Consider the following 23,937-nt stretch of genomic DNA (forward strand, 5'->3'; position numbering starts at 1 on the left):
ATGTGAAACGGCGGTGCCGATGGGGGTGAATCCCCATCGGCACCGCCGTTCTGACGTTCGTGGCGCGGGACGCCGCACGTGTCAAGCTCATGCGGGCGGCATCCGCTGCTCGATAGCCTGACCGAATGAACGCGCACGGCGACGAGATCGACCGGCGACCCGCCTCGCCGGTCGCCCGTGTGAGTGCCTGGGCAAAACGCGCCACCGCCTGGGTGCTCGCGAAGAAGCCCGCCCGCGCGCTCCTGCTCTATATCGAGCGCCAGGGGCCGATGCTCGCCGACAGCGTCACGTATCGCACCCTCTTCTCGGTGTTCGCCGGCCTGTTCCTCGGCTTCGCGATCGGGGGGATCTGGCTCTCGGGCAACGAGACGGCGATGCAGGCGCTCGTCGACACGATCGGCGCCGCGATCCCTGGCCTGGTCGGAGCCGACGGTCTCATCGACCCCGACGATCTCGTGCAGCCCATCACCCTCAGCATCGCGGGCACGATCGCGCTCATCGGTGCCGTCGGCGCCGCGATCGGCGCCGTCGGCTCGCTGCGCAAGGCGTTCCGCGACCTCGGTCACCAGCCCGACGACACGACGTTCTTCCTCTGGCTCCTGGTGCGCGACCTGCTGCTCGCGATCGGATTCGGCGTTGCGCTCGCCGCCGCCGCTGCGGTCACGTACTTCAGCACGGCGGCCCTCGGCGCCGTCTTCGACTGGCTCGGCATCTCGGCCGGCGATGCGCTCTTCGAGGCGAGTACCCGAACGATCTCCATCGTCGTGATCTTCGCGATCGACACGATCGTCATCGCGGTCATGTTCCGCCTCCTGTCGGGCCTGCGACCGAGCGCGCGCTCGCTCTGGACCGGCGCGATCATCGGTGGAGTCGGCCTCACCGCGCTGCAACTGCTCTCGAGCCTGTTCGTCGGCGGTGCCACGGCCAACCCGCTGCTCGCATCGTTCGGCTCGCTCATCGCCCTGCTGCTGTGGATCAACTTCTCGAGCCAGGTCATCCTCATCGCCGGCGCCTACATCGTCACGGGCGTCGACGAGGAGCACGACCGGGTGCACGCACGTTACGGGGCGCCCACGTTCGCGGCGCGACAGCTGCAGCGTGCCGAACGCCGGGCAGCGGATGCCGCGACCGCCGTCATCGCGGCGCGCGAGGCCGTCGAGCGCGAGCAGTCCGGCGCGGCCGCACCGGTGCGGCCGCGCGAGTGACTCGCCGGGCTCGATCCGACCCGGCGAGCCCTCACACGATGCTCAGAGCGGAATGTCCCTGTCCGGCGGGATGACCCGGTCGGGGTCGTCGATCCCGACCACGTCGACGTCGGCGTCGTCGACTTCGTAGACCTCGTCGACCTCGACGTCGTCGTCGAGATCTTCGGCAGCGGGCTCGCCGGCGACGTCCTCGACCTCCTCGAAGTCCTCCTTGGGAAGTTCCGCGCTCAGCGGAAGCTCGGCGTCGGTGTACTCGCCCTCGACGTGCTCTCGCGGGCGCAGGGGATCAGTCATGGCTCCTCCGATCGGAACATGGCCGAGCTCCGCGGGTGCGGCGGCCAAGGCTCACGATACGGTCGCCCGCCGGGCAGCTGTAGGGGATTGACTCGGGCCACGGTCAGGCGTAGCAGCCGATCCCGGTGCCCAGCAGAATGGGCAGATGCCGACCGTGCAGCTCATCGTTCGCTCGTTCATCTCGCCGCTCACCCGTACTCGCGCCTTCCGCGCGATCGCACCGGTCCTCCTGCCGCCGATCGAACGGTGCCTCCACCGGCTCACCGGCGGACGGGTGCAACTGAGCGGCCTGCTCGTTCCGTCGCTCGTGCTCCACTCGACCGGCGCGAAGACGAGCGCCCTGCGCGACACTCCGCTCATGTACACGCCAGACGGCGACGGGCGGGCGATCGTCGCGGGCACGAGCTTCGCGCGACAGCGGCATCCTGCCTGGACCTACAACCTGCTCGCGCACCCCGATGCGTCGATCACGGTGCGCGGACGACGGATGCCGGTGCGCGCGAGCCTCATCGAGGGCGACGAGCGCGAAGCGGCGTGGGCGCGCATCGAGGGGCAGTGGCCGGGATACCGCGCGTACGAGCGGACCTCGGGGCGAACCGTGCGGTTGTTCCGGCTCCAGCCGGTTGCGAGCACGCACGACCCCTCGATGTGACCTCGAGCACAGTCGTCACGGTTCGACGAGCGCGCCCGCCTCGGTGAGCAATCCGACCGCACGATGGATGCCCGGACTCTCCGCCATCGTGCGCCGATACGCCACCCGCACCTCTCGCACCTGGCTGTGGTCGGCGAGCGGACGCGCGACCACGCCGCTCGGCAGTGGCAGCCGGCCGAGTCGCGGCACGAGCGCGATCGCGACGCCCTGCCGGGCCAGCTCGACGAGCGAGGAGAAGTCGGGATCTTCGGCGACGACGCGGGGCACGGTGCCGAGGTCGGCGAAGATGCGCATGAGCGCCTCGTGGCAGATGGCGCCCTTCGGGGTGCTCGCCCACGGCTCGTCGACGAGCGCGGGGCGGTCGAGCTCGAGCCGGGCGGCGAGCGGATGCCCCGTCGCGAGCACGATGTCGGCCTCGTCGAAGCAGAGGTGCTCGGTCACGACATGCGCCGGTGCGCTCAACGGCACGGAGTTCCAGTTGTGCACGACCGCGAGATCGGCGGCCCCCGTCGCCACCATTCCCATGGCGTCGACGGGGTCGACGCTCGTGACCGTGGCGAGGGCGGCGCCATCCGTATCCCGCAACTCGCGGAGCACCGGCCCGACGAGTCCGCGCGTCGCGGTCGAGAACGAGGCGATGCGAAGGGGAGCGCGCGGCGTGCCGCCCGCCGCGACGGACTCGAGTCGCTCGAGCGTCTCGAGGAGCTCGCGCCCCTCGCTCACGAGCGCGCGGCCCCGTTCGGTGAGCAGCACGCCCCGCCCGCGCCGCTCGAGGAGCGGTGCTGCGAGTTCGCGTTCGAGCTTTTTGACCTGCTGCGACACTGCCGATGGGGTGTACCCGAGCTGGCCGGCAGCGGCGACGACGGAGCCCGACCCCGCGACGGCCACGAGCGCGCGAAGCCCTTGCAGGTCGATCATGTAGAAATCGTACGTTGTCGAACGCAGTAATCGGAACTGGTGCTGCATGAAGACGACTGCGAGGCTCGACGTATGCCTCTGAAACACGCCGCCCTCGGTCTGCTCGTCGCGCTCATCTGGGGCGTGAACTTCCTCGCCATCGAGCTCGGACTCCGCGACACCCTGCCGCTCGTGCTCGTGTCGCTGCGGTTCATGCTCGTCGCCGTGCCGCTCGTGCTCTTCGTGCCCAAGCCGGAGGTCTCGTGGCGCAGCCTCGTGGGCATCGGCCTGTTCATGAGCGCCGGTCAGTTCGGGCTCCTGTTCACCGCGATGCACCTCGGCCTGCCCGCAGGGCTCGCCGCCGTCGTGTTGCAGTGCCAGATGATCTTCACGCTCGTCATCGGGCTGATGGTGCTGAAGGAGCGGCCTACGCGGATGCAGCTCGTGGGCGCGCTCATCGGCGTGGTCGGGCTCGGCATCGTCGCCGTCGGCCGCATCGAGGGTGCGGCCGACTTCGGGGCGATCGTGCCGCTCCTCATCTGCGTGGCCGCCGGGCTCAGCTGGGGGATCGGCAATGTCGTGTCACGGTCGGCACAGGGGACGAACGGCTTCGGAATCGTGGTCTGGTCGGCCCTCGTCGTGCCGCTCCCGGTGCTCGCGCTCAGCCTCCTGCTCGACGGGCCCGTGGCGGTCGGCGAGGCGTTCGCCACGATCGGGTGGGAGACCGTCGTGAGCGTCGCGTACACCGCGGGGCTCGCCTCGCTTGTCGGCTACTCGATCTGGACGTCGCTGCTCGGACGTCATCCGGCGGCGGTCGTCGCTCCGTTCGCACTGCTCGTCCCGCCGATCGGCCTCGCCGCCGCGGCGCTCGTGCTCGGCGAGGTACCCAACGTCCTCGAGCTCGCGGGCAGCGCAGTGCTCGTCGGCGGAGTGGCGATCGGGTTGGTCCGCCGGAGGCGGGAGGCATCCGTTCGGCCCGCCGGTTCCGCTGCGGGGCTTGCGGCCGGTGCGGATGCCGGGGCCTCCGGATACAGCCGCCCCCCAGTGCCCGCCCGTACGCTCGAGACATGACACGACGCCCGAGCGAACCCATCTACAGCACGGCCATCGCCGCCGGGCGGGGACTCTTCGGATTCTGGGGCCTGAAGCGCACCGTGACGGGCGCAGAGCACGTGCCGGCCACGGGTGGCGCCGTGCTCGCGATGACGCACTTCGGCTATCTCGAGTTCGCCCTCGTCGAGTGGGCCACGTGGCTCTCGAACCGTCGCCGCATCCGGTTCATGGCCAAGCAGGGCGCGTTCGACAAACCCGTCGTCGGTCGGCTGCTGCGTGGCATGCGCCACATCGCCGTCGACATGAAGGCCGGCGCCGCGGCGTACTCGAACGCCGTCGACGCCTTGAGGCGCGGTGAACTGCTCGGTGTCTTCCCCGAGGCGGGCGTGAGCTCGTCGTTCACGGTGCGCGAGCTGAAAACCGGCGCGGCGCGCCTCGCCGCCGAAGCCGGCGTGCCGATCATCCCGGTTGCGGTGTGGGGCGGCCAGCGCCTGCTCACGAAGCGACACCGCATCCGGTTCTTCGAGCGCTTCGGAGTTCCCGTCAGCTTCGCGTTCGGCCAGCCGATCACGGTCGGCGTCGATGAAGACCCGCACGACGTCACCGCGCGGTTGCGCTCGACGCTGCAGGGGCTCGTCGACCGGCTGCAGGCCGAATATCCCGTCGACGGCGCTGGGCAGTGGTGGCAGCCTCGGCACCTGGGCGGCACCGCGCCCACGCCCGACGAGGCCGCACAAGCGGATGCAGCGCGCGAGCGCGATCGCGATCGCGATCGTTCCGAGTGAGGCATCCGAGCTCCTGAATGCCGCCGAACCCGAGGCGATGTCACTGGTGCGGGGTTAGGCTCGGGTCATGTGCAGGAACATCCACCCCCTCCACAACTTCGAGCCCGCAGCGACCAACGACGAGGTGCACGCCGCAGCGCTGCAGTTCGTGCGCAAGGTGGCCGGAACGACGAAGCCGTCGCGCGCGAACGCAGCGGCGTTCGATGAGGCCGTCGAGGAGATCGCGCACATCACGCGGCATCTGCTCGACCACCTCGTCACCAACGCGCCGCCGAAGAATCGCGAGATCGAGGCCGAGAAGGCCAGGGCGCGCGCGGCCCATCGCTACGTCAGCGTCTGATCCTTCGCGAGGAGTCCGTCGTGCCGTCGGGCACGGTGGGAAGGAACGGAGTACCGTCTTGGCATGGCCGGCGATGCGGTGACGATCAGTGTTCCAGGTCCGCAGGGCGATCGCGAAGTGCGGATCTCGAGTCCGTCGCGCGTGCTCTGGCCCGAGCTCGGCATCACGAAGCTCGAGCTCGCGGAGTACTTCGTGGCGGTCGGCGATGCGTTCGTCGAGGCGAACGGCGATCGTCCGGTCTCGCTGCAACGATTCTCGGGTGACATCGACGGCGACCAGTTCTTCTCGAAGAACCCGCCCAAGGGTGCGCCCGAATGGGTGCGATCGGTGCCCGTGACCTATCCGAGCGGCCGGCGGCATCCGCAGCTCGTCATCGACGAACCGGCGGTCGCCGTGTGGGGCGCCCAGATGAACACGATCGTCTTCCACCCGTGGGCGTCGCGCGCCGAGACGTCGGACTTCCCCGATCAGTTGCGCATCGACCTCGACCCGCAACCCGGCACGAGCTTCGCGGAGGCGGTTCCCGCGGCGCTCGCGCTCCGCGACCTGCTTGCGGAGGTCGGCCTCACGGGCTTCGTGAAGACGTCGGGCAATCGGGGCATCCACGTCTTCGCGCCGATCGAGCCCGAATACGAGTTCCTCGACGTGCGCCACGCCGTGATCGCGCTCGCGCGGGAACTCGAACGGCGGATGCCCGAGCAGCTCACCACCGCGTGGTGGAAGGAACTGCGAGGCGACCGCATCTTCATCGACTACAACCAGGCCAACCGCGACCGCACCATGGCCGGCGCCTACAGCCCCCGCGCCCTGCCGCACGCCGCCGTCTCGTGTCCGGTCGAGTGGAGCGAACTCGAGTCGACCGACCCGAAGCTGCTCACGATCAGGACCGTGCCCGAGCGCCTGCAGACCACCGGCGACCCATGGGCCGGGATGCAGGAGCACACCGCTTCCATCGGCGTGCTCCTCGAGTGGTGGCAACGCGACCTCGACGACGGACTCGGTGAGCTCCCCTTCCCGCCCGACTTCCCGAAGATGCCAGGGGAGCCGCCGCGCGTGCAGCCGAGCCGTGCGCGGCACGACGTCTGAGCGCGCACTCAGCCGAGCGAGGCGACCTCCTCGTAGCTCGGCGTGCCCGACGGCGCGGTGAACGTGCCGGCCCGCAGCTCGCGCGCGGCCGAGCCGATCGCACCGAGTGCGATGCGGAAGAGCAGCGATCCGGTGCTCACCCGCGCGACCCCGAGGCTCGCGAGCTCCGGCACGGTGAGGCCGGCCGGCGCGAGCAGGTTGAGCGGGGCCGGGATATCGCGCACGAGTGCGGCGATGGTCTCCGCCGGCAGGGCGCCGGGGACGAAGATGCCGGATGCCCCGGCCGCGAGGTACCGCTCGGCACGTGCGATCGCCTCGCGCCGCCGCGCCGCGGCATCCGTGGCACCGGCGATCCAGAACGGGTCGGTGCGGGCGTTCAGGTAGAGCCCGGGCGCCGCCGCGGCGATCGCCGCGACCTTCGCCGATGCGAGTGCGACGTCGACGAGCCGGCCGGCCGCGTCGGAGTCCTCGATGTTCACGCCGACGACGCCGAGCTGCTCGAGCTGCGCCGCGAAGGCGCCGACCTCGACCGGATCGTCGGAGAACCCGGCCTCGAGGTCCACCGTCACCGGGATGCCGGCGGCGGTGATGCGGCGCGCGAGGTCGAGCGTCTCGGCTGCGGTCTCTCCCGCGCCGTCGGGCTTGCCCGCGGCGACGGCGACGCCGAGACTCGTGGTGCCCACGACGGGGTGGCCGGCGGCGCGGAGCCATCGTGCCGACGCGAGGTCCCACGCGTTGGGCAGCAGGAGCGGATCGCCGGGGCGGTGCAGGCGTTCGAACTCAGCGGGCGTCAGCATCGATGGTCTCCTTTGTCGTCGGGTCGATTCGGGTGCGGGCCTCGGCGCGGCGCAACTCCTCGATGACCGCCACTGCGATCGCGAGTGCGTGATGCGGTGCGGGACAGCCGCGATGGCCGGCGCCGAAGGCGAGCGTTCGCGCGGGCCGGTCGCCCGTTGTATCGCGGTCAGGTCCGTCGAGACGCAGCACGAGCAGCGCGCCCGGCTGGACGTCGTGCGTCGAAGCACGTGGCGGATCGTCGGGCGCGACGCGGCGCGTCATCGGCACGGGGGAGTCGTCGCGCAGCGTCGCGGTGAGCACCTCGTGCGTCGACGGCGACAGCGAGCCGGATGCCGCGAGCCGCTGCATCGCGCGCTCGACGAGTGTGCCCGTGGCCGCGTAGGCCTGCACGAGCAACTGCACGAGCAGGGCGTCGTCTGACGCGTCGGCGCCGGGCGCTGCGTCGAGCAGGCGCACCGTGGCGGCGTCGGCGGCTGCGGCATCCGTCGCCCGTCCGCTCGCGTAGGCGTCGACGATCGCGGCGACGAGCGGCGGGAGCGACTCCGCATGACGGAACCCGAGCTGCAGGCTGAGGGCGGTCACGGGGACATGCCGGGCGATCGTGGCGACGGGCGACGCCGGTTCCGCCTCGAGTGCCGAGCGGGTCAGCGATGCGGCCGTGCGGGCGAGCGCAGCGAGTTCGATGCCGGCGAGCATCGACTCGAGGCGTCGCCGGCGAGCGTCATGCACGGCGCCGTTCGAGAACCGCGAGGCGTCGGCCCGGAACCGTTCGAACGGCGTCGACGCCGCGGCATCCGCCTCGGGAACCAGGAATCGCGGATCGGCGAGGATGAGGGCGACGTCGGCCCGGTCGATGATCTCGGTCATGGTTTCGACGCTACGCCGTGCACGATTCGCTGCCGGGCGAAGTGTCGTCGCCGTATCGTGACGGTATGCACGGTGACGCCGATCTCGCAGAACCCGCTCGCCTGATGGGGGAGCCCGCCCGGGCTGCCATGCTCGTCGCGCTCCTCGACGGCCACGCGTTGCCCGCGAGCGAGCTCGCCGCGATCGCTCGCGTGAAGCCGCCGACGGCGAGCGCCCACCTCGCCCAGCTCGTCGCCGGCGGGCTCGTCACCGATCGCCGGATCGGCCGGCACCGCTATTTCGCACTCGCCGGGCCCGAAGTGGCCAGCGCCGTCGAGGCGCTGCAGCTCATCGCGCCGCGGCGTGCCGTCACGTCATACTCGCAGTCCGCGACGGCGCGCAGACTTGCCGAGGCGCGATCGTGCTACGACCACCTCGCCGGGCGGATCGCGCTCGACCTCGCCGACGCGCTCGTCGCCGAGGGTGCGATCTCGCCCCTCGACGCGGGGGAGCCAGGCCGGCTGCACGCCACCGACGGCCCGCTCGGAATGCGGCTGCGGCTCGCCGACGTCGGCGACGTCGGCTCCACCGGCCCCCGTTCCCGGCGCCCAGAGGTACGCGGATGCCTCGACTGGACCGAGCGGCGCCCGCACATCGCCGGGCGTCTCGGCTCACACCTGCTCGCCGTGCTGCTCGCCGACGGCTGGGTCGCCCGCGTGCCGGGCGACCGCTCGCTCCAGGTGACCGCAGCGGGTCGGGAGGCGTTCGCAGCGCTCGGCTGAACGATGCCGCGGTGACGCGCGATCACACGGCGATGTCGCCTCGTGGCCGGCGGGGTGAGCCGTGCAGCTCGCGGTGCAGCCGCTCCATGCGCGCATCGAGCTCTGCAGCGGGTGTGCGCGGCATCCGTCAGTCCATCGAGCAGCTCTTGCGGCACCTGGCGGTCGTACTTGTAGTAGATCTTGTGCTCGAGGCTCGCCCAGAAGTCCATCGCGATCGTGCGGATCTGCACCTCCACGGCGACGGGATGCGCCCCCGTCGACAGGAACACCGGCACCTCCACGATCACGTGCAGGCTCTGGTAGCCGTTGGCCTTCGGCTCCGCGATGTAGTCCTTCACCTTGAGCACGCGGACGTCGCGCTGCACCGTCAGCAGCTCGAAGATGCGATACGCGTCGGACACGAAGCTGCACGTCACGCGCACGCCGGCGATGTCGGTGATCGTCTCGCGGATCGTCTCGAACGTCGGTTCGACGCCCTTGCGGCGCATCTTCTCGATCACGCTGTCGAGGCTCTTCAGGCGGCTCGAGATGTGCTCGATCGGGTTGTAGTCGTGCGTGTGGCTGAACTCCTCGCGCAGGATGGAGAGCTTCGTGATCACCTCGTCCATGCCGAACTTGTAGCGCAGCATGAACCGCTCGGTCTCGTCGCGGAGGGCCCGCATCTCGTCGAGGGTCTGGCCGTCGATCGTCTCGAGCGTGCGTTGCGCGCGAGCGGTCAGCATGGGCGGAACGTCAGACCGGCGGATGGGCGGGGTGCCGTCGAGCGGAGTCACGGAGGTCACGCTACGGTGCGAAGCTCTGGATTCGCCCTGACTCTGCCATGAACCGCGGGTGCACGCGCATCCGCTGTCGTGGTCGCTAGGGTCGAGGAATGGACCCTTGGATCACGGTCGCGCCGGGCGTGCACCAGCGTCGCTACGATCCGCTCGACGTCTCGGTCGTCGTCGTCGAGGGCGCCGCGCGACTGCTCGTCGTGGACTCGCGTGCAGAGCCGGCCGAAGCCGAGGCGTTGCTCGGCGACATCCGCGAACGATTCGACAAGCCCGTGCGCTGGCTCGTGAACACGCATGCCCATTACGATCACACGTTCGGCAACCAGGCGTTCGGGCCCGGGTCCGAGACGGATGCCGCCATCTACGGCCATGCGAACATCGACCGCCATTTCGCCGAGCACGAGGCTCCGCGGCTCGCCGCGTGGCGCGCCGACCCCGCTCGTGAACCCGACCGGCACTGGAGCGACGTGAGACTCACGCCGCCGACGCATCCGGTCGACCGCCCGGTGACGCTCGACCTCGGCGGTCGGGTGGTGCTGCTGCGCCCGCAGCCGCCCGCGCACACCGACACCGACCTCGTGCTGCTGCTGCCCGACGTTCGGGTGTGGATCGTCGGCGACCTCGTCGAGGAGTCCGGACCGCCGATGTACGGCTCCGGGAGCTTCCCGTTCGGGTGGCCCGACGTGCTCGACGAGCTCGTCGGGGAGATGCAACCGGGCGACCTCGTCGTGCCCGGGCACGGCCGGGTCGTGGGGCCCGAGTTCGTCGCCCGTCAGGCAGCCGACCTCCACGAGGTGGCCGGGCGCTTCATTGCAGCGCATGAGCGCGGCCTCAGCACCGCCGAGGCGTTCGCGGGCCACGATGACTGGCCGGTTCCGATCGACTACCTCGTCGGTGCCATCGATCGCGCCTACGCGCAACTCGATCACGTCGGCGGCAAGGGCGCGGCGGCGTCCACGGCAGGGGCCTCGAGGGGCCCGGCGGCCGAGCCCGCTCCGTTCACGATCCGAGTGCCGGAAGTCGAGCTCCGCGAGCTGCGCGACCGACTGCGCCGCACGAGGTTCACGACGGCGAGCAGCGGCACGCACTGGGGGTCCGGCGTGGACCCGGCGTACCTGGCCGGCCTCGTCGCCGAGTGGGCCGACGGATTCGACTGGCGCGGCGTCGAGTTGCGGTTGAACCGGCTCGATCACCGGATCGCCGACGTCGACGGCACGCGGGTGCACTTCGTGCGCGCGACTGCGGGTCCCGCCGGCGGCACCGTCGTCCCCTTGCTGCTCATGCACGGATGGCCCTCGAGCTTCCTCGAGATGCTGCCGCTCGTGACCGCCCTCGGGTGGGAGGGCGAGGTGCGCGGCATCCGCTTCGAGCTCGTCATCCCCTCGCTCCCGGGTTTCCTCTACTCAGAACTGCCCGATGAGCCGCTCACCCGCGAGGCGATGGCCGATCTCCTGCACGAGCTCATGGCCATACACCTCGGCCATGAGCGGTACGGCGTGTTCGGCGGCGACATCGGCGGCACCGTCGCGGCCTGGATCGCGGCGAAGCATCCCCGCCATGTGATGGGGCTCTACATGATCCACCCGCCGTTCCCGGCGGTCTTCGAGGAGCCGCTGAGCGAGCCCGAGAAGCACATGCTCGCCCTCGAGCAGGAGTTCGACGAACGAGACGGCGGCTACAGCGCCATCATGAGCACTCGTCCCGACACGATCGCCGCAGCGCTCGCGGACTCGCCGACGGGCCTGCTTGCCTGGATCATCGACAAGCTGCGCGACTGGAGCGACGCGCACGGCGAGCTCGAGCGCCGGTTCGATCACGAGACGCTCCTCACGCTCGCGACGCTCTACTGGACGACCGGCTCGATCGGCACGTCGTTCCGCCAGTACGTCGACTACCCGGCGAACCGCCCGCGGCCGCGCATCACGGTGCCCGCCGGCTTCACGCTGAGCGCAGAGGAGGTGATCCGCGAGATGCCCCGAAGCGTGGCGGAGCGGTCGTGCGCCGACGTGCGCGCGTGGCATCCGGCGACCCGGGGCGGGCACTTCATGGCCCACGAGGAGCCCGAACTGCTCGCCGGGCACCTCAGCGCCTTCTTCGCCGAAGTGCTCAGCGTCGACTGAGCCCGCCGGTGGCCGCTCGTGATCGCCGCGGGCGAGCCGCCTGTCAACCCCTTCACGCTGCTCGCACGCGCCAGTAGGAAGAAGAACGGGCGCATCGGCGCCGGAAGGGACCGCGATGCAGATCACCGAACAGAACGTGCTCCTCCTGAACTGCACCCTGAAACGCTCACCGGAGGCCTCGAGCTGCCAGCTCCTCGCCGTGCAACTCCTCGACGGATTCAGCGCCCTGGGCGCGAGCGGTGACATCGTGCGCGTGGTCGATCTCGACCTCGCGCCCGGCGTCAAGGCCGATATGGGCGATGGTAACGAGTGGCCGTCGCTGCGCACTCGCATCATGGCCTCCGACATCCTCGTCATCTGCACGCCGACCTGGCTCGGCCACATGTCGAGCGTCGCGCAACGCGTGCTCGAGCGCCTCGACGCCGAACTCAGCTCGACGGATGACGAGGGCCGCCCGCTCCTCTTCGGCCACGTCGCGGCGACGGCCGTGCTCGGCAACGAAGACGGCGCCCACAAGATCACGGCCGACCTCCACCAGGCACTGAACGACGTCGGATTCACCATCCCCGCCCAAGGCGGCACCTATTGGAACGGCGCCGCGATGGAGAAGGTCGACTACAAGGACCTCGACGAGACGCCCGCCCCGGTTGCCGAGACGAACGCGACGCTCGTCGCGAACGCCGTGCACCTCGCGCAGGTGCTCCGCGAGCATCCGTATCCGGTGACGCCGAGCGCGTGAGGCGCCGGCGTCAGCTCTCGTAGCCCTCGGGACCGCGCCCGGCGTCGAACCGCTCCTCATACCGGCGCTCCGCCTCGTCGAGCAGCGCGTCGGAGAGTCGCGCGACGGGGTCGACGTCACGCAGGAGCGGCTCGGAATCGGGACCGCGCCCTACGGCGTGCCCGCGGAGCACCCAGGCCATCCGATCGGGGTTGCGCTCGCGCAAGTGCTTGTACTGGCAGAGCTGCCGCGCGATCCAGTCCGTCGTGGGGCGCGTCCACCACGGTTCGGGGTCGAGCGGATTCACCGAGAGCCCCGGCAGCTCGAGGCCGCTCTCGGTGTCGATGCTGCGAGCGGATGCATCGTGCTCGAATCCCTCCGAGTAACGCACGTGCAACCCGGGCCGCTCCCGCACGAGCGCCTCGAGTTCAGCGAGCTCGGTGAGTTCGGGCACTTCCCGCGACTGGCCACGGTCGACTCCCATGCCGGGATGCTAACGCCCGCCTCGGTGCACCGGCGACGCCTTGACACGTTCGCGTCGTGCGGATGTCGTGCGTGTCTGGAAGGATCCGAGCATGACGGATGCCGCAATCCCACCGGTCCTGCAACTCCGCGTCGTCGTCGAGGCGACCGACTTCGACGCCGCCGTCGCCTTCTATCGCGACGCCCTCGGCATGCCCGAGTTCCTCGCCTTCGCCGAGGGAGGCGACGATCGCGTCGTCATCCTCGATGCAGGCCGGGCGACGCTCGAGATCGCGAACCCCGCGCACAAGCGCGCGATCGACGAGATCGAAGCCGGCGGCGCCCCGAGCCCCCACATCCGGCTGGCGTTCGAAGTGACCGACAGCGAGGGCACGACTCGTCGCCTCGAGGCCGCCGGTGCTCGCGTCGTGGCCGAGCCGGTCGTCACCCCCTGGCAGTCGTTGAACGCCAGGCTCGACGCGCCGGCAGACCTGCAGATCACACTCTTCGAGGAACTACTCGGCTCCGAGGAGCGCGCGCCGCCCGCGCCGGGTTCGCCACCGACGGGGAGCGCTCCGGCGCCTGACGCTCAGCCGATCGGCTCGGCGCCGATCGCCATCGTCGGCCGCCTCCGCTCAGTCGATCGCGTCGACGTAGAACCAGCGTCCGTGCTCTCGCACGAATCTGCTCACCTCGTGCTGCTCGCCGCGCTCGGATCGCTCGCCGCCGACGCGGTAGCGCGCGGTGAACTCCACCACGCCGGTGTGGTCGAGCGGTCCTCCGCGCTCCACCCGCTCGAGGTCGAGGCGGTACCAGCGCATCGTCGAATCGAGCTCGAGCCGCTCGGGTCGCGTCGACGGATGCCACGTCGCCAGGAGATATCGGTCGTCACCGGCGACGAAGGCCGTGTAACGCGATCGCATGAGCTGCGGCGCGGTCGGGGCATCCGCTGCACCCGCGAGGAACGGCCCGCAGCACTCGGCGAACACGGAACCGCTGAGGCACGGGCACCGGATTCCGGGATCGATCGCGGGGAAGGCAACTGGGGCTGGCGGCATCCGTCCAGTATCCCGTCACCGCGAGCCGACCATCATGGTCTACACAGGAATAACTGAGGATCTGTACAGATTCGCACGGCAGAGTGTCTGACTTGTGCCCCGGCCCGGGGCCGACCCCCCGCCCCGACACTGATCCGAGCAGCCCAGAAACCCATGCCTATCGATACCCCCACGACACCCGCCACTGCAGAGTCCATCGAGAACAGCACCACCGAGATTGCCACGAGGCGCGGCCTCCGCCATCGCCGAACCGGCCGCAAGCGCCTCATGATCGCCGGTGCGATCGCCGCCGCCGGCCTTGTCGCCGGCACCGGATTCACGGTGCAGTCGGCCGTCGCGACGCAAGCACGCATCGACGCCACGACCGCGCTGACCGAGTCCACCGGACTCGACCACGATCAGCTCGGCGTGTACAGCACGATCGCCGAAGCCCGCGCGATCGACACGGCCGCCGACACGCTCACCGTGGCGAACGCCACGCTCGCCGCCGTCGACGGGAAGGTCGACTCGTCGGGGCTCGCGGCATCCGTCGCCTCTCTCGGCGACTTCCAGACGCTGCCGATCGACTCGCTCGTCGACCTCACTGCCCAGACTCGGGCCGAGATCGAGAAGGCGGCCGCCGCGGCAGCTGAGTACGACCGCGTACGAGCCGAAGAGGCCGCCGCCGCCGCCCAGGCCCTTGCGGCCGGGAACACGCCCGACGGCGCCCGCGCCACCGCCCGCTCGCTCGCAGCGGCGAAGTACGGCTGGGGCGACGCCCAGTTCCAGTGCCTCGACCAGCTCTGGCAGAAGGAATCGGGCTGGTCGTACACCGCCTACAACGCTTCGAGCGGCGCGACCGGCATCCCGCAGTCGCTGCCCGGCAGCAAGATGGCCACCGCGGGCTCCGACTGGGAGACCAACGCGACGACGCAGGTCACCTGGGGACTCGACTACATCGCGCGGGGCTACGGCACGCCGTGCAGCGCGTGGTCGCACTCGCAATCGGTGAACTGGTACTGATCCGCCCGGCCCCGGCCCGCTGACCTTCGGGGAGGCGCGGCTGGGAATCGGCCCCGGAGTGCCGGCAGCGCTTCCAGCACGCGTAGTCTTGCACCCAAGGGGCCGTTCGAGCCCCCGATCAAAGGGCGTCACCGTGTCAGATAAGTCGCCGAAGAAGTCGTCCTCCAAGACGGCAGCCAGCAAGACGCTCAAAGAGAAGCGTGCCGACAAGAAGGCCAAGGTCGAGAACCGCGCCGGCAACGACGTGAGCGAGGCCACGCACCGCAAGCGGTAGGAGTTCCCGGGTCGCTCCGCAGCCGCATCGGCCGGGGGTTTCCCTCGCCGATCGGGTGCGATTGACTGGACGGGCGGATGACGCGAGCAGCGCTCTGGCGCGGCTGCGTCGCCGCTCGACCCCGGGAGGCACCATGAATGAGGGCGACGTCGTCACCATGTCCAAGCGCGGCCAGTGGGTGAACCGCGTGATCGGCGGCGAGGAGCTCTCCGAGTCGTTCCGCAGTCGCGAAGAGGCCGTCGACGCCGGGCGCTCCCTTGCGTTGCAGCTCGGATCGCAGCATGTCGTGCTCGAGAGCGAGGAGACGGGCGTCATCACCGACGAGGGCGAAGCCTCGCTCTGAGTCCGACGCTCCCGGTCAGACGGATCGCGGGTCGAGCAGCCCCGCGCGATCGGGATGACGGTCGAACCACTCGCCGACGTACCAGCAGCTCGGCACGATGCGGCGGTCGGATGTCGCGTCGACGTCGTCGACCGCGAACCGCACGAGCTCGCCCGCGAGTCCGCTGCCGCGATACGGCGGATTCGTGAAGGTGCGCGTGAACGCGATGGAATCGCCGAGCACGCGGTAGTCGAGCACGCTCGCGAGGTCGCCGTCGACGCGCAGAACGTAGCGGCGGGCATCCGGTTCGTGGGTGAGTTCCTTCTGCACCCCAACAGGCTACGCCCGGCCGCGGACCCGCGGCCCTCGGCGCACCGATCAGTGGCCGCGCAGGCGCTCGAGGTCGCGTCGCTCCCGTTTCGTCGGCCGCCCGGCGCCGCGCTCCCGCACGGGGGTGAGCGCAACGGTCTCGCGCGGTGGTGGTGGTGGGGTGCGGTCTTCGAGTGCGGTGGCGGCGACGGCCGCCGAGACTCGCTTGACGAGGGTCTGGCGCACGATCAGGGTCCGATCGAAGCCCTCGATGCGCACGCGCACCTCGTCACCCGGACGCACCGGTTGCGCCGCTTTCGCACGCTCGCCGTTGACGCGCACGTGGCCGGCCCGGCACGCCGACGTGGCAGCGGAGCGCGTCTTGAACTGACGCACCGCCCAGAGCCATGCGTCGACGCGAACGGGGGAGTCGCCGACCATGACCCAAGCCTACGGCCGGGCTCGTCCGCACGAACCTTCCCCTGGCGTCGGTGCGTCATGCTGGATGCATGAGCGGAACGAGCGGCGATGCGTGGGTCGAGGGGCCCGACGGCGCTCGCTACTGGGGCAGGTACGGTGCAGCAGGCCTGCTCGCTGTGAGTCCCCGATTCGAAGTCCTCCTGCAGCATCGAGCCGAATGGAGCCACTTCGGTGGCACCTGGGGGATGCCCGGCGGCGCGCGCCACGAACACGAGAGCGCCATCGACGCTGCCCTACGTGAGGCCGGCGAGGAGGCCGGCGTGCCGCCGGCGCTCCTCTCGGTGCGATTCAGCGCCGTGCTCGATCTCGGATACTGGTCGTACACGACGGTCGTCGCCGATGCGATCGAGCGGTTCGAGCCGGTCGTGAGCGACCCCGAGAGCATCGAGCTGCGCTGGATCGCGGTCGATCGCATCACCGAGCTGCCGCTGCATCCGCGGTTCGCCGAGGCTTGGCCTGGGCTCAGGGCGCGGCTCTGACGGGCGAGCGCGGGAACCACGGCACGATGGCCGAGGTGCGCGCCCGGTAGGCGTTAACAGCCACTGCTGCCGGTCGGCGGTCGCTTCGCTGGCGAGGAACGCCAGGAAGGCGATTGGGAAGCACGAGGTCCCAGCCGCCAAGATGAACAGCAGTTGAAGAGGGCGAATACCGAGACGAGCCCAGTCGTGAGGGTGATCGTGGAGCAGATGACGAGACACACGACGAGTGGACCCGGGGCCGCATTGCGCGGGTCGATAGGATCGAGCCGTGGCTGGGGAGAGCGCGGGGGCGGTGGGGTCTCGTATATGGACGATCCCGAACCTCCTCAGCATGCTCCGACTGGCACTCGTGCCGGTATTCCTCGTCTTCATCGTGCGTGGCGACGACATCGTCGCGCTCGTCGTGCTCGTGGTGGCGAGCTTCACCGACCTGCTCGACGGATATCTCGCCCGGAGGCTCGGGCAGGTGACCCGGCTCGGGCAGCTCCTCGACCCCGCGGCCGACCGCCTCTACATCTTCGCGGCGCTCATCGGCCTCGCCGCTCGCGACCTCGTGCCCTGGTGGATCGTCGTGCTGATCGTGGCGCGCGACGTGTTCCTGCTCGTGCTCGGCGTTGTGCTCGCGAACCACGGCTACGGGCCCCTGCCCGTGCACCAGCTCGGGAAGGTTGCGACGTTCGCGCTCTTCTTCGGATTGCCCGTCATCATGCTCGGGTTCGCGTTCCCCGCCGTGGCGCCGGTCAGCGAACCCATCGGATGGGCGATCACGCTCTGGGGGGCCTTCCTTTACTGGTGGGCCGGCATCATCTACGCGATCGAGACCGCGCGCGTCATCCGCATGCCGCGTGTGGAAGACGACCCGCGATCAGATACGCTTGAACAGGGAGGTTAGCCGTGGCGGATTCTGATATCACTCGGGCTGGCGGTACGAACGAGGCCGACGGCGAACCTTCGACGGCGACCACGGCTCATGCGCACGTCGGCAATACGAACGACAGCACGATCGGCTTCAGTCGTGAGGCGGCGGCACAGCTCAGCGCTGTCGATGCCGACACCACAGCCGAAGAGCAGGAGGCGATCGCGGCGTTGCCGTCCGGCTCGGCGCTCCTGATCGTGCGGCGCGGTCCCAACAGCGGGGCGCGGTTCCTGCTCGACACCGACGTCACGACCGTCGGGCGTCACCCCAATGCCGACATCTTCCTCGACGACGTCACCGTCTCGCGCAAGCACGCGGAGTTCCTCCGCCATGGCACCGCATTCGAGGTGAAAGACCTGAGTTCGCTCAACGGCACCTATTTCGACGGCGTGCGCATCGAGACCGCGCTGCTGAGCGATGGCGCCGAGGTGCAGATCGGCAAGTTCCGTCTCACCTTCTACGCATCCCGACGCGATCTGGCGCCGCTGGCGAGTTCCTAGTGGCGGGCACCGCTGCGTCCACCCACGCGAGCGGCCAGGCCCCACTGCTCGGCATCGGTCAGGTTCTCGCGAGGCTTCAGCCCGAGTTCCCCGAGCTGACCCCGTCGAAGCTGCGGTTCCTCGAGGAGCAGCGGCTCGTGGCACCGGCGCGTACGGCGTCCGGGTATCGCAAGTTCTCCAACGCCGATGTGGAGCGCATCACGGTCGTGCTCTCGATGCAGCGCGACCACTACCTGCCGCTCAAGGTGATCCGTACCCATCTCGAAGCGATCGACGCGGGCGAGACACCGGCGCTGCCGGGTGCCACGAGCGCGGCGGCGTTCCTCGCGGGTGCCCGCCGGCTTCGCCGTGACGAGCTCATCGCACAGGCCGGCGCGACGGCTTCGCTGCTCGACGACGCCGTCTCCGCTTCGCTGCTGCCGGCCTCCGACCTCTACGGCGACGAGGCGCTCGCCACCCTGCGGGCGCTCGTCGCCCTGCGCAGCGTCGGCATCGAGCCCCGTCACCTGCGCGGCATGCGCGCCGCCGCCGAGCGTGAGGCGGCGCTCATCGAGCACGCCATCGCCCCTTCGCGGCGATCGGACGCGGCCGGCAAGGCACGCGCCGCCGAGCGCGGGCTCGAGCTCGCCGGGCACCTCGACGCCGTGCACGCGAGCGTGCTGCGCAGCGCATTCAGCCGCCTCGCTCGGTGATCGCGCGACACGCCGTGACGTTCGGCCCGATGTGTTTGGCAGACCCCCCTCACGTGGGTAGCGTGGAACTCGCGCCGATGGGGTGCGAGGCGTGAGAGCGAGGGGCGATCGGATGAGTGAGCTCGACCAGACGGCACGCTCGCGGTACGACCTCGGCCTGCTCTTCACCGACGGCATGCCCGAGCACGACGACGCCGCGGGCTATCGCGGTGCGGTCGCTGCTCGAGCCGCGGGCATCAGCTACCGCCAGCTCGACTACTGGGCCCGCACGCAGCTCGTCGAACCGACCGTTCGCGGCGCAGCCGGGTCGGGATCGCAACGCCTCTACGGCTTCCGCGACATCCTCGTGCTGAAGCTCGTGAAGCGGCTCCTCGACACCGGCATCTCGCTGCAGCAGATCCGCACCGCGGTCACACAGCTGCGTGAGTCCGGCATCGATGACCTCGCACAGACCACGCTCATGAGCGACGGCGCGAGCGTGTACCTGTGCACGTCAGACGACGAGGTCATCGATCTCGTCAACCGCGGTCAGGGGGTGTTCGGCATCGCCGTCGGCAAGGTGCTCCGCGAGGTCGAGTCGACGCTCGTCGAGCTCGACACGCAACATGCCGATCCTATGGACGAGCTCGCCGTGCGTCGCGGCGTGCAGTCGCGCAAGATCTCCTGACGACCCTACGCGGCTCCTGAGCGGCGCGGTCGCCCGTTCCCGTGCAGCGCGGACGCGAAGTGGCCCCCGGCGCGCCCTATGCGGCCGTGCTGCCGACCGATGTGACGTCAGATGACGGTGGAGTCGATCTCGAGCGGGGTGCCCGCGTACTCGCCGATGCGGGCCGTGCGCAGCACCCGGTCGAGCAGCTGGTCGAAGTTGGCCGACATCTCCTCGGCGCTCTCGCCGGGCCACATGTGCAGCGGCTTCGCGGCGCCCTGCGCCTGCTGCAGCGAGGTGCGCTCGGGCAGCTGCGGAGAGAGTACGAGCGGGCCGAACATGTCGCGCAGTTCCTTGATGCGGAACTGGTGCTCGAGCGATTGCACGCGGGCGCGATTCACGATGATGCCGAGCGGCTGGAGCCTGGGGGAGAGGCCGCGCCGGATCTCCTCGATCGCGCGAAGTGCGCGGTCTGCCGCCGCGACCGAGAACAGTCCCGGTTCGGTGACCACGGCCACGCGGTCGCTCGCCGCCCAAGCGGTGCGCGTGAGCGCGTTGAGCGACGGTGCGCAGTCGATGAGCACGAGCTCGTAGTCGGCCTCGACATTGGCGAGGGCCTCCTCGAGCTTCCAGATGTCGCGGATCGACGGATGCGGCCCATCGAAGTTGATGGCCGACGGGCTGCCGATCATCACGTCGATCGTGGACTGGGGGTTCGATCGCGCCCAGCCGCTCGGCGCGATCGCCGAGCGCACGATCTTCTCCTTGGGCGAGGCCAGCACGTCGGCGACGTTGAGATGGCCGGCGACTTGGATGTCCATTCCGGTCGAGACGTCGGACTGCGGATCGAGGTCGACGATGAGGGTCCGGACGCCGCGCGCGAACGCTGCCGACGCCAGTCCGAGGGTGACGGTCGTCTTGCCGACACCGCCCTTCAAGGAACTGACGCTGAGTACGTGCACGAACAGATACGTTACCTTTACTACTCAGTCGATACCTAAACGTTCGCTGTGCGGAAAACCGTCTGAAAGGCCTGCATGTTCACGAAGATCCTGGTAGCCAATCGCGGTGAGATCGCCATTCGCGCGTTTCGTGCAGCCGTCGAGCTCGGTGCGAAGACCGTCGCGGTGTATCCCTTCGAGGATCGCAATTCGCTGCATCGCCTGAAAGCGGATGAGGCCTACCAGATCGGCGAGCCGGGGCATCCGGTGCGGGCCTACCTCGACGTGTCGGAGATCATTCGCGTGGCGAAGGAATCGGGCGCCGACGCGATCTACCCCGGTTACGGGTTCCTCTCCGAGAACCCCGAGCTCGCGCAGGCGGCCGACGAGGCGGGCATCACGTTCATCGGGCCGCCGAAGCGCGTGCTCGAGATGGCGGGCAACAAGGTCACGGCGAAGGAGCACGCGATCGCGGCCGGGGTGCCGGTGTTGAAGTCCACGCCGCCGTCGCGCGACATCGAGACCCTCGTGGCCCAGGCCGAGGAGATCGGCTTCCCGATCTTCGCCAAGGCGGTCGCGGGCGGCGGCGGCCGCGGCATGCGCCGCGTCAACTCGAAGGATGAGCTGCGCGGCTCCCTCGAAGAGGCCATGCGCGAGGCCGACAGCGCCTTCGGCGATCCGACGATGTTCCTCGAGCAGGCCGTCATCCGGCCGCGCCACATCGAGGTCCAGGTGCTCGCGGATGCCTCGGGCGAGACCGTGCACCTCTTCGAGCGCGACTGCTCGGTGCAGCGTCGCCACCAGAAGGTCATCGAGATCGCTCCGGCGCCGAATCTCTCCGACGACGTTCGGCAGGCGCTCTACACAGATGCGATCGCGTTCGCCCGGTCGATCGGCTACGTCAACGCCGGCACCGTCGAGTTCCTCCTCGACACGGCGGGGGAGCGGGCGGGGCAGCACGTCTTCATCGAGATGAACCCGCGAATCCAGGTCGAGCACACCGTGACCGAGGAGGTCACCGACGTCGACCTCGTCGTCTCGCAGATCCGTATCGCGGCAGGGGAGTCCCTCGCCGAGCTCGGCCTGCTGCAGGATTCGATCCGGCTCCGGGGTGCCGCCCTGCAGTGCCGCATCACGACCGAGGACCCCACGGCCGGGTTCCGCCCCGACACGGGCAGGATCACGACGTACCGCTCGCCGGGCGGTGCCGGCATCCGACTCGACGGCGGCACGGTGAACCCCGGCGCGCAGATCAGCCCCCATTTCGACTCGATGCTCGCGAAGCTCACGTGCCGCGGGCGCGACTACCCCGCCGCGGTGGCCCGTGCCAAACGCGCTCTCGCCGAGTTCCGCATCCGCGGCGTCTCGACGAACATCTCCTTCCTCCAGGCCGTGCTCGAAGATCCGTCGTTCGTCGCCGGCGACCTGAGCACCTCGTTCATCGATGAGCGCCCCGGTCTCCTGCGCGGTCGCGTCTCGAAGGACCGCGGCACGAAGATCCTGAACTGGCTCGCGGATGTCACGGTGAACCAGCCGAACGGACCGGCGCCCACGAGCGTGCACCCCGTCGAGAAGCTCCCGGCGATCGACGTGTCGACGCCCGCGCCCGACGGCTCCCGGCAGCGGCTGCTCGAGCTCGGCCCCGTGGGATTCGCCAGGGCACTCCGCGAGCAGGTCCCGCTCGCCGTGACCGAGACGACCTTCCGCGACGCCCACCAGTCGCTCCTCGCCACTCGCGTGCGCACGAGGGATCTCGTCGCCGTGGCGCCGTACGTCGCACGGATGACGCCCGAGCTCCTCTCGGTCGAGGCGTGGGGCGGAGCCACCTACGACGTCGCCCTCCGCTTCCTCGGCGAAGACCCCTGGGAGCGCCTCGCTGCGCTCCGCGAGGCACTGCCGAACATCAACATCCAGATGCTGCTTCGCGGACGCAACACCGTCGGCTACACGCCGTACCCGACCGAGGTGACCGACGCGTTCGTGCGCGAGGCCGCTGCCACCGGGGTCGACATCTTCCGGATCTTCGACGCGCTCAACGACGTCTCGCAGATGCGTCCGGCGATCGATGCGGTGCTCGCGACCGGGCACGCGATCGCCGAGGTCTCACTCTGCTACACGGGCGACCTGCTCGATCCCGCCGAAGACCTGTACACGCTCGACTACTACCTCGGCCTCGCCGACGAGATGGTCGACGCAGGAGCGCACATTATCGCGATCAAGGACATGGCAGGCCTGCTCCGCCCCACGGCGGCTGAGCGGCTCGTCACGGCCCTGCGCGAACGCTTCGACCTGCCAGTGCACCTCCACACGCACGACACCGCAGGCGGGCAGCTGGCGACCCTGCTCGCGGCCAGTCGCGCCGGCGTCGACGCGGTCGACGTTGCGAGCGCGCCGATGGCCGGCACCACGAGCCAGCCCTCTGCGTCAGCGCTCGTCGCCGCGCTCGCGCACACCGAACGCGACACCGGCATCTCGCTGCAGGCCGTGGCCGACCTCGAGCCCTACTGGGAGGCGGTCCGCCGCGTCTACCGGCCCTTCGAGTCGGGCCTGCCCGGTCCCACCGGTCGCGTATACCACCACGAGATCCCCGGTGGGCAGCTCTCCAACCTGCGCCAGCAGGCGATCGCACTCGGCCTTGCCGACGATTTCGAGCTCATCGAAGACATGTACGCCGCGGCGAATACGATTCTCGGCCGAGTGCCGAAGGTGACACCGTCGTCGAAGGTCGTCGGCGACCTGGCCCTGCATCTCGCGGCGGTGAAGGCGGACCCCGCCGACTTCGCGGCGAACCCCGAGAAGTACGACGTGCCCGACTCGGTGGTCGGATTCATGGCCGGGGAGCTCGGCGACCTGCCGGGCGGCTGGCCTGAACCCTTCCGCACGAAGGTGCTCGCCGGCAGAGACGTGCGCATCGGCGTCACGGAGCTCACCGATGAGCAGCAGGAGGCGCTGGAGGCAGACAGCATCACGCGCCGCTCGATGCTGAATGCGCTGCTCTTCCCGGCGCCCACGCGCCAGTTCGAGCAGATCCGCGAGCTCTTCGGGGATCTCTCGTCGGTCGACACGGCCGACTACCTCTACGGGCTCCGGCAGGGCGCCGAGCACGTCGTCGAGATCGACAAGGGAGTGCGACTGTACGCCGGACTCGAGGCGATCGGCGAGGCCGACGACAAGGGCATGCGCACCGTGATGACCATCCTGAACGGCCAGTTGCGCCCCGTCTTCGTGCGCGACCGCAGCATCGTGGTCGAGACGCGAGCGGCCGAGAAGGCGGATGCCTCGCAGCCGGGCCAGATCGCCGCGCCGTTCTCCGGCGTGGTGACCCTGCAGACCGAGGTCGGTGCCGAGATCGCCGCCGGGCAGAGCGTCGCCTCCATCGAGGCGATGAAGATGGAGGCGGCCATCACCTCGCCCATCGCAGGAGTCATCGAGCGGGTGGCGATTCCCAAGACGCAGCAGGTCGAGGCGGGTGATCTCCTCGTCGTCGTGCGTCCGCGCTAGGCTGTG

Annotated in this window: 28 protein-coding genes and 2 pseudogenes; 19 read left to right on the forward strand and 11 right to left on the reverse strand. The window is 70.0% G+C overall.

Going from position 1 to position 23,937, the window contains the following annotated elements:
- The first annotated feature begins 125 nt into the window (after positions 1-125).
- On the forward strand, positions 126-1,205 hold the full coding sequence (locus QFZ29_RS06550) for a YihY/virulence factor BrkB family protein (protein WP_306893391.1): 1,080 nt from the start codon (positions 126-128) through the stop codon (positions 1,203-1,205).
- A 42-nt stretch (positions 1,206-1,247) separates the two neighbouring features.
- Here the strand turns inward: QFZ29_RS06550 and QFZ29_RS06555 are convergent, their stop codons facing one another.
- A complete protein-coding gene (locus QFZ29_RS06555) occupies positions 1,248-1,499 on the reverse strand; it encodes a hypothetical protein (protein ID WP_306893392.1) in 252 nt (83 codons plus the stop codon).
- Positions 1,500-1,644: 145 nt separating this feature from the next.
- Between QFZ29_RS06555 and QFZ29_RS06560 the strand changes: the two genes are divergently transcribed.
- Positions 1,645-2,151 carry a nitroreductase family deazaflavin-dependent oxidoreductase gene (locus tag QFZ29_RS06560; RefSeq protein WP_306893393.1) on the forward strand — a complete coding sequence of 169 codons (507 nt, stop codon included), beginning with the start codon at positions 1,645-1,647 and terminating at the stop codon, positions 2,149-2,151.
- 15 nt (positions 2,152-2,166) lie between these two features.
- Here the strand turns inward: QFZ29_RS06560 and QFZ29_RS06565 are convergent, their stop codons facing one another.
- Positions 2,167-3,069 carry a LysR family transcriptional regulator gene (locus QFZ29_RS06565; RefSeq protein ID WP_306893394.1) on the reverse strand — a complete coding sequence of 301 codons (903 nt, stop codon included), beginning with the start codon at positions 3,067-3,069 and terminating at the stop codon, positions 2,167-2,169.
- A 72-nt stretch (positions 3,070-3,141) separates the two neighbouring features.
- Between QFZ29_RS06565 and QFZ29_RS06570 the strand changes: the two genes are divergently transcribed.
- The 4 genes from QFZ29_RS06570 to ligD all read left to right on the forward strand — a co-directional run bounded on the left by QFZ29_RS06570 (position 3,142) and on the right by ligD (position 6,312).
- Positions 3,142-4,119, forward strand: coding sequence for an EamA family transporter (locus QFZ29_RS06570; RefSeq protein WP_306893395.1), 978 nt, complete (start codon positions 3,142-3,144; stop codon positions 4,117-4,119).
- Complete coding sequence (locus QFZ29_RS06575; protein WP_306893396.1) at positions 4,116-4,886, forward strand: lysophospholipid acyltransferase family protein; 771 nt, start codon at positions 4,116-4,118, stop codon at positions 4,884-4,886. Before QFZ29_RS06570 ends, QFZ29_RS06575 begins: the two co-directional genes overlap by 4 nt.
- 67 nt (positions 4,887-4,953) lie before the next feature.
- Positions 4,954-5,226, forward strand: coding sequence for a DUF2277 domain-containing protein (locus tag QFZ29_RS06580; protein WP_306893397.1), 273 nt, complete (start codon positions 4,954-4,956; stop codon positions 5,224-5,226).
- Between the two features lie 63 nt (positions 5,227-5,289).
- On the forward strand, positions 5,290-6,312 hold the full coding sequence (ligD, locus tag QFZ29_RS06585; protein ID WP_306893398.1) for a non-homologous end-joining DNA ligase: 1,023 nt from the start codon (positions 5,290-5,292) through the stop codon (positions 6,310-6,312).
- A gap of 8 nt (positions 6,313-6,320) precedes the next feature.
- Here the strand turns inward: ligD and QFZ29_RS06590 are convergent, their stop codons facing one another.
- The 3 genes from QFZ29_RS06590 to QFZ29_RS20395 are packed head-to-tail and all read right to left on the reverse strand — an operon-like array spanning position 6,321 to position 8,249.
- Positions 6,321-7,109 (reverse strand): isocitrate lyase/PEP mutase family protein, encoded by a 789-nt coding sequence (locus tag QFZ29_RS06590; protein WP_306893399.1) that lies wholly within the window; start codon positions 7,107-7,109, stop codon positions 6,321-6,323.
- On the reverse strand, positions 7,093-7,977 hold the full coding sequence (locus tag QFZ29_RS06595; RefSeq protein WP_306893400.1) for a hypothetical protein: 885 nt from the start codon (positions 7,975-7,977) through the stop codon (positions 7,093-7,095). The genes QFZ29_RS06590 and QFZ29_RS06595 overlap by 17 nt, the downstream gene beginning before the upstream one ends.
- Positions 7,974-8,249: a hypothetical protein gene (locus QFZ29_RS20395; protein WP_373426281.1), complete on the reverse strand. Its 276-nt coding sequence runs from the start codon at positions 8,247-8,249 to the stop codon at positions 7,974-7,976. The genes QFZ29_RS06595 and QFZ29_RS20395 overlap by 4 nt, the downstream gene beginning before the upstream one ends.
- Between QFZ29_RS20395 and QFZ29_RS06600 the strand changes: the two genes are divergently transcribed.
- Complete coding sequence (locus QFZ29_RS06600; RefSeq protein ID WP_373426263.1) at positions 8,136-8,738, forward strand: helix-turn-helix domain-containing protein; 603 nt, start codon at positions 8,136-8,138, stop codon at positions 8,736-8,738. The two genes, QFZ29_RS20395 and QFZ29_RS06600, sit on opposite strands and share 114 nt — an antisense overlap.
- Positions 8,739-8,760: 22 nt before the next feature.
- Here the strand turns inward: QFZ29_RS06600 and QFZ29_RS06605 are convergent.
- Positions 8,761-9,400 (reverse strand): annotated as a pseudogene (locus QFZ29_RS06605) (GTP pyrophosphokinase).
- A gap of 209 nt (positions 9,401-9,609) precedes the next feature.
- On the opposite strand from QFZ29_RS06605, the gene QFZ29_RS06610 reads away from it, so the two are divergent.
- Both QFZ29_RS06610 and QFZ29_RS06615 read left to right on the forward strand, forming a co-directional pair.
- Positions 9,610-11,631, forward strand: a complete 2,022-nt coding sequence (locus tag QFZ29_RS06610) for an alpha/beta fold hydrolase (RefSeq protein WP_306893402.1) — start codon at positions 9,610-9,612, stop codon at positions 11,629-11,631.
- Positions 11,632-11,746: 115 nt separating this feature from the next.
- Positions 11,747-12,370 (forward strand): flavodoxin family protein, encoded by a 624-nt coding sequence (locus QFZ29_RS06615; protein ID WP_306893403.1) that lies wholly within the window; start codon positions 11,747-11,749, stop codon positions 12,368-12,370.
- A gap of 10 nt (positions 12,371-12,380) precedes the next feature.
- Here the strand turns inward: QFZ29_RS06615 and QFZ29_RS06620 are convergent, their stop codons facing one another.
- Positions 12,381-12,833, reverse strand: a complete 453-nt coding sequence (locus tag QFZ29_RS06620) for a DUF6098 family protein (RefSeq protein WP_306893404.1) — start codon at positions 12,831-12,833, stop codon at positions 12,381-12,383.
- Between the two features lie 91 nt (positions 12,834-12,924).
- Between QFZ29_RS06620 and QFZ29_RS06625 the strand changes: the two are divergent.
- A pseudogene (locus tag QFZ29_RS06625) lies at positions 12,925-13,287 on the forward strand (VOC family protein); the annotation flags it as partial.
- 159 nt (positions 13,288-13,446) lie between these two features.
- On the opposite strand, the gene QFZ29_RS06630 reads toward QFZ29_RS06625, so the two are convergent.
- Entirely contained in the window at positions 13,447-13,869 is a 423-nt protein-coding gene (locus tag QFZ29_RS06630; RefSeq protein ID WP_306896638.1) for a YchJ family protein, read from the reverse strand.
- A gap of 153 nt (positions 13,870-14,022) precedes the next feature.
- Here QFZ29_RS06630 and QFZ29_RS06635 point away from each other — a divergent pair, with 153 nt between their 5' ends.
- From QFZ29_RS06635 to QFZ29_RS06645, 3 genes are all read left to right on the forward strand, one after another.
- Entirely contained in the window at positions 14,023-14,871 is an 849-nt protein-coding gene (locus QFZ29_RS06635; protein WP_306893405.1) for a hypothetical protein, read from the forward strand.
- A 133-nt stretch (positions 14,872-15,004) separates the two neighbouring features.
- Positions 15,005-15,145 (forward strand): hypothetical protein, encoded by a 141-nt coding sequence (locus QFZ29_RS06640; protein ID WP_164990524.1) that lies wholly within the window; start codon positions 15,005-15,007, stop codon positions 15,143-15,145.
- Positions 15,146-15,278: 133 nt separating this feature from the next.
- On the forward strand, positions 15,279-15,488 hold the full coding sequence (locus QFZ29_RS06645) for a DUF2188 domain-containing protein (RefSeq protein ID WP_306893406.1): 210 nt from the start codon (positions 15,279-15,281) through the stop codon (positions 15,486-15,488).
- A gap of 15 nt (positions 15,489-15,503) precedes the next feature.
- On the opposite strand, the gene QFZ29_RS06650 is transcribed toward QFZ29_RS06645, so the two are convergent.
- Positions 15,504-15,797 (reverse strand): GNAT family N-acetyltransferase, encoded by a 294-nt coding sequence (locus tag QFZ29_RS06650; protein ID WP_306893407.1) that lies wholly within the window; start codon positions 15,795-15,797, stop codon positions 15,504-15,506.
- A gap of 48 nt (positions 15,798-15,845) precedes the next feature.
- Positions 15,846-16,217, reverse strand: coding sequence for an RNA-binding S4 domain-containing protein (locus tag QFZ29_RS06655; protein WP_306893408.1), 372 nt, complete (start codon positions 16,215-16,217; stop codon positions 15,846-15,848).
- 68 nt (positions 16,218-16,285) lie between these two features.
- On the opposite strand from QFZ29_RS06655, the gene QFZ29_RS06660 reads away from it, so the two are divergent.
- From QFZ29_RS06660 to QFZ29_RS06680, 5 genes are all read left to right on the forward strand, one after another.
- Positions 16,286-16,735: an NUDIX domain-containing protein gene (locus tag QFZ29_RS06660; protein ID WP_306893409.1), complete on the forward strand. Its 450-nt coding sequence runs from the start codon at positions 16,286-16,288 to the stop codon at positions 16,733-16,735.
- Positions 16,736-17,003: 268 nt separating this feature from the next.
- Positions 17,004-17,627, forward strand: a complete 624-nt coding sequence (locus tag QFZ29_RS06665; RefSeq protein WP_306893410.1) for a CDP-alcohol phosphatidyltransferase family protein — start codon at positions 17,004-17,006, stop codon at positions 17,625-17,627.
- Positions 17,628-17,737: 110 nt separating this feature from the next.
- Positions 17,738-18,151, forward strand: coding sequence for an FHA domain-containing protein (locus tag QFZ29_RS06670; protein ID WP_206737316.1), 414 nt, complete (start codon positions 17,738-17,740; stop codon positions 18,149-18,151).
- On the forward strand, positions 18,151-18,843 hold the full coding sequence (ftsR, locus tag QFZ29_RS06675) for a transcriptional regulator FtsR (RefSeq protein ID WP_306893411.1): 693 nt from the start codon (positions 18,151-18,153) through the stop codon (positions 18,841-18,843). The genes QFZ29_RS06670 and ftsR overlap by 1 nt, the downstream gene beginning before the upstream one ends.
- A gap of 112 nt (positions 18,844-18,955) precedes the next feature.
- A complete protein-coding gene (locus QFZ29_RS06680; RefSeq protein ID WP_306893412.1) occupies positions 18,956-19,510 on the forward strand; it encodes a MerR family transcriptional regulator in 555 nt (184 codons plus the stop codon).
- 107 nt (positions 19,511-19,617) lie between these two features.
- On the opposite strand, the gene QFZ29_RS06685 is transcribed toward QFZ29_RS06680, so the two are convergent.
- A complete protein-coding gene (locus QFZ29_RS06685; protein ID WP_129521504.1) occupies positions 19,618-20,451 on the reverse strand; it encodes a ParA family protein in 834 nt (277 codons plus the stop codon).
- Positions 20,452-20,526: 75 nt separating this feature from the next.
- On the opposite strand from QFZ29_RS06685, the gene QFZ29_RS06690 reads away from it, so the two are divergent.
- Complete coding sequence (locus tag QFZ29_RS06690) at positions 20,527-23,931, forward strand: pyruvate carboxylase (protein WP_306893413.1); 3,405 nt, start codon at positions 20,527-20,529, stop codon at positions 23,929-23,931.
- Positions 23,932-23,937 lie beyond the last annotated feature (6 nt).

It is taken from the genome of Agromyces albus, assembly GCF_030815405.1.
Taxonomy (GTDB): Bacteria; Actinomycetota; Actinomycetes; order Actinomycetales; family Microbacteriaceae; genus Agromyces; species Agromyces albus_A.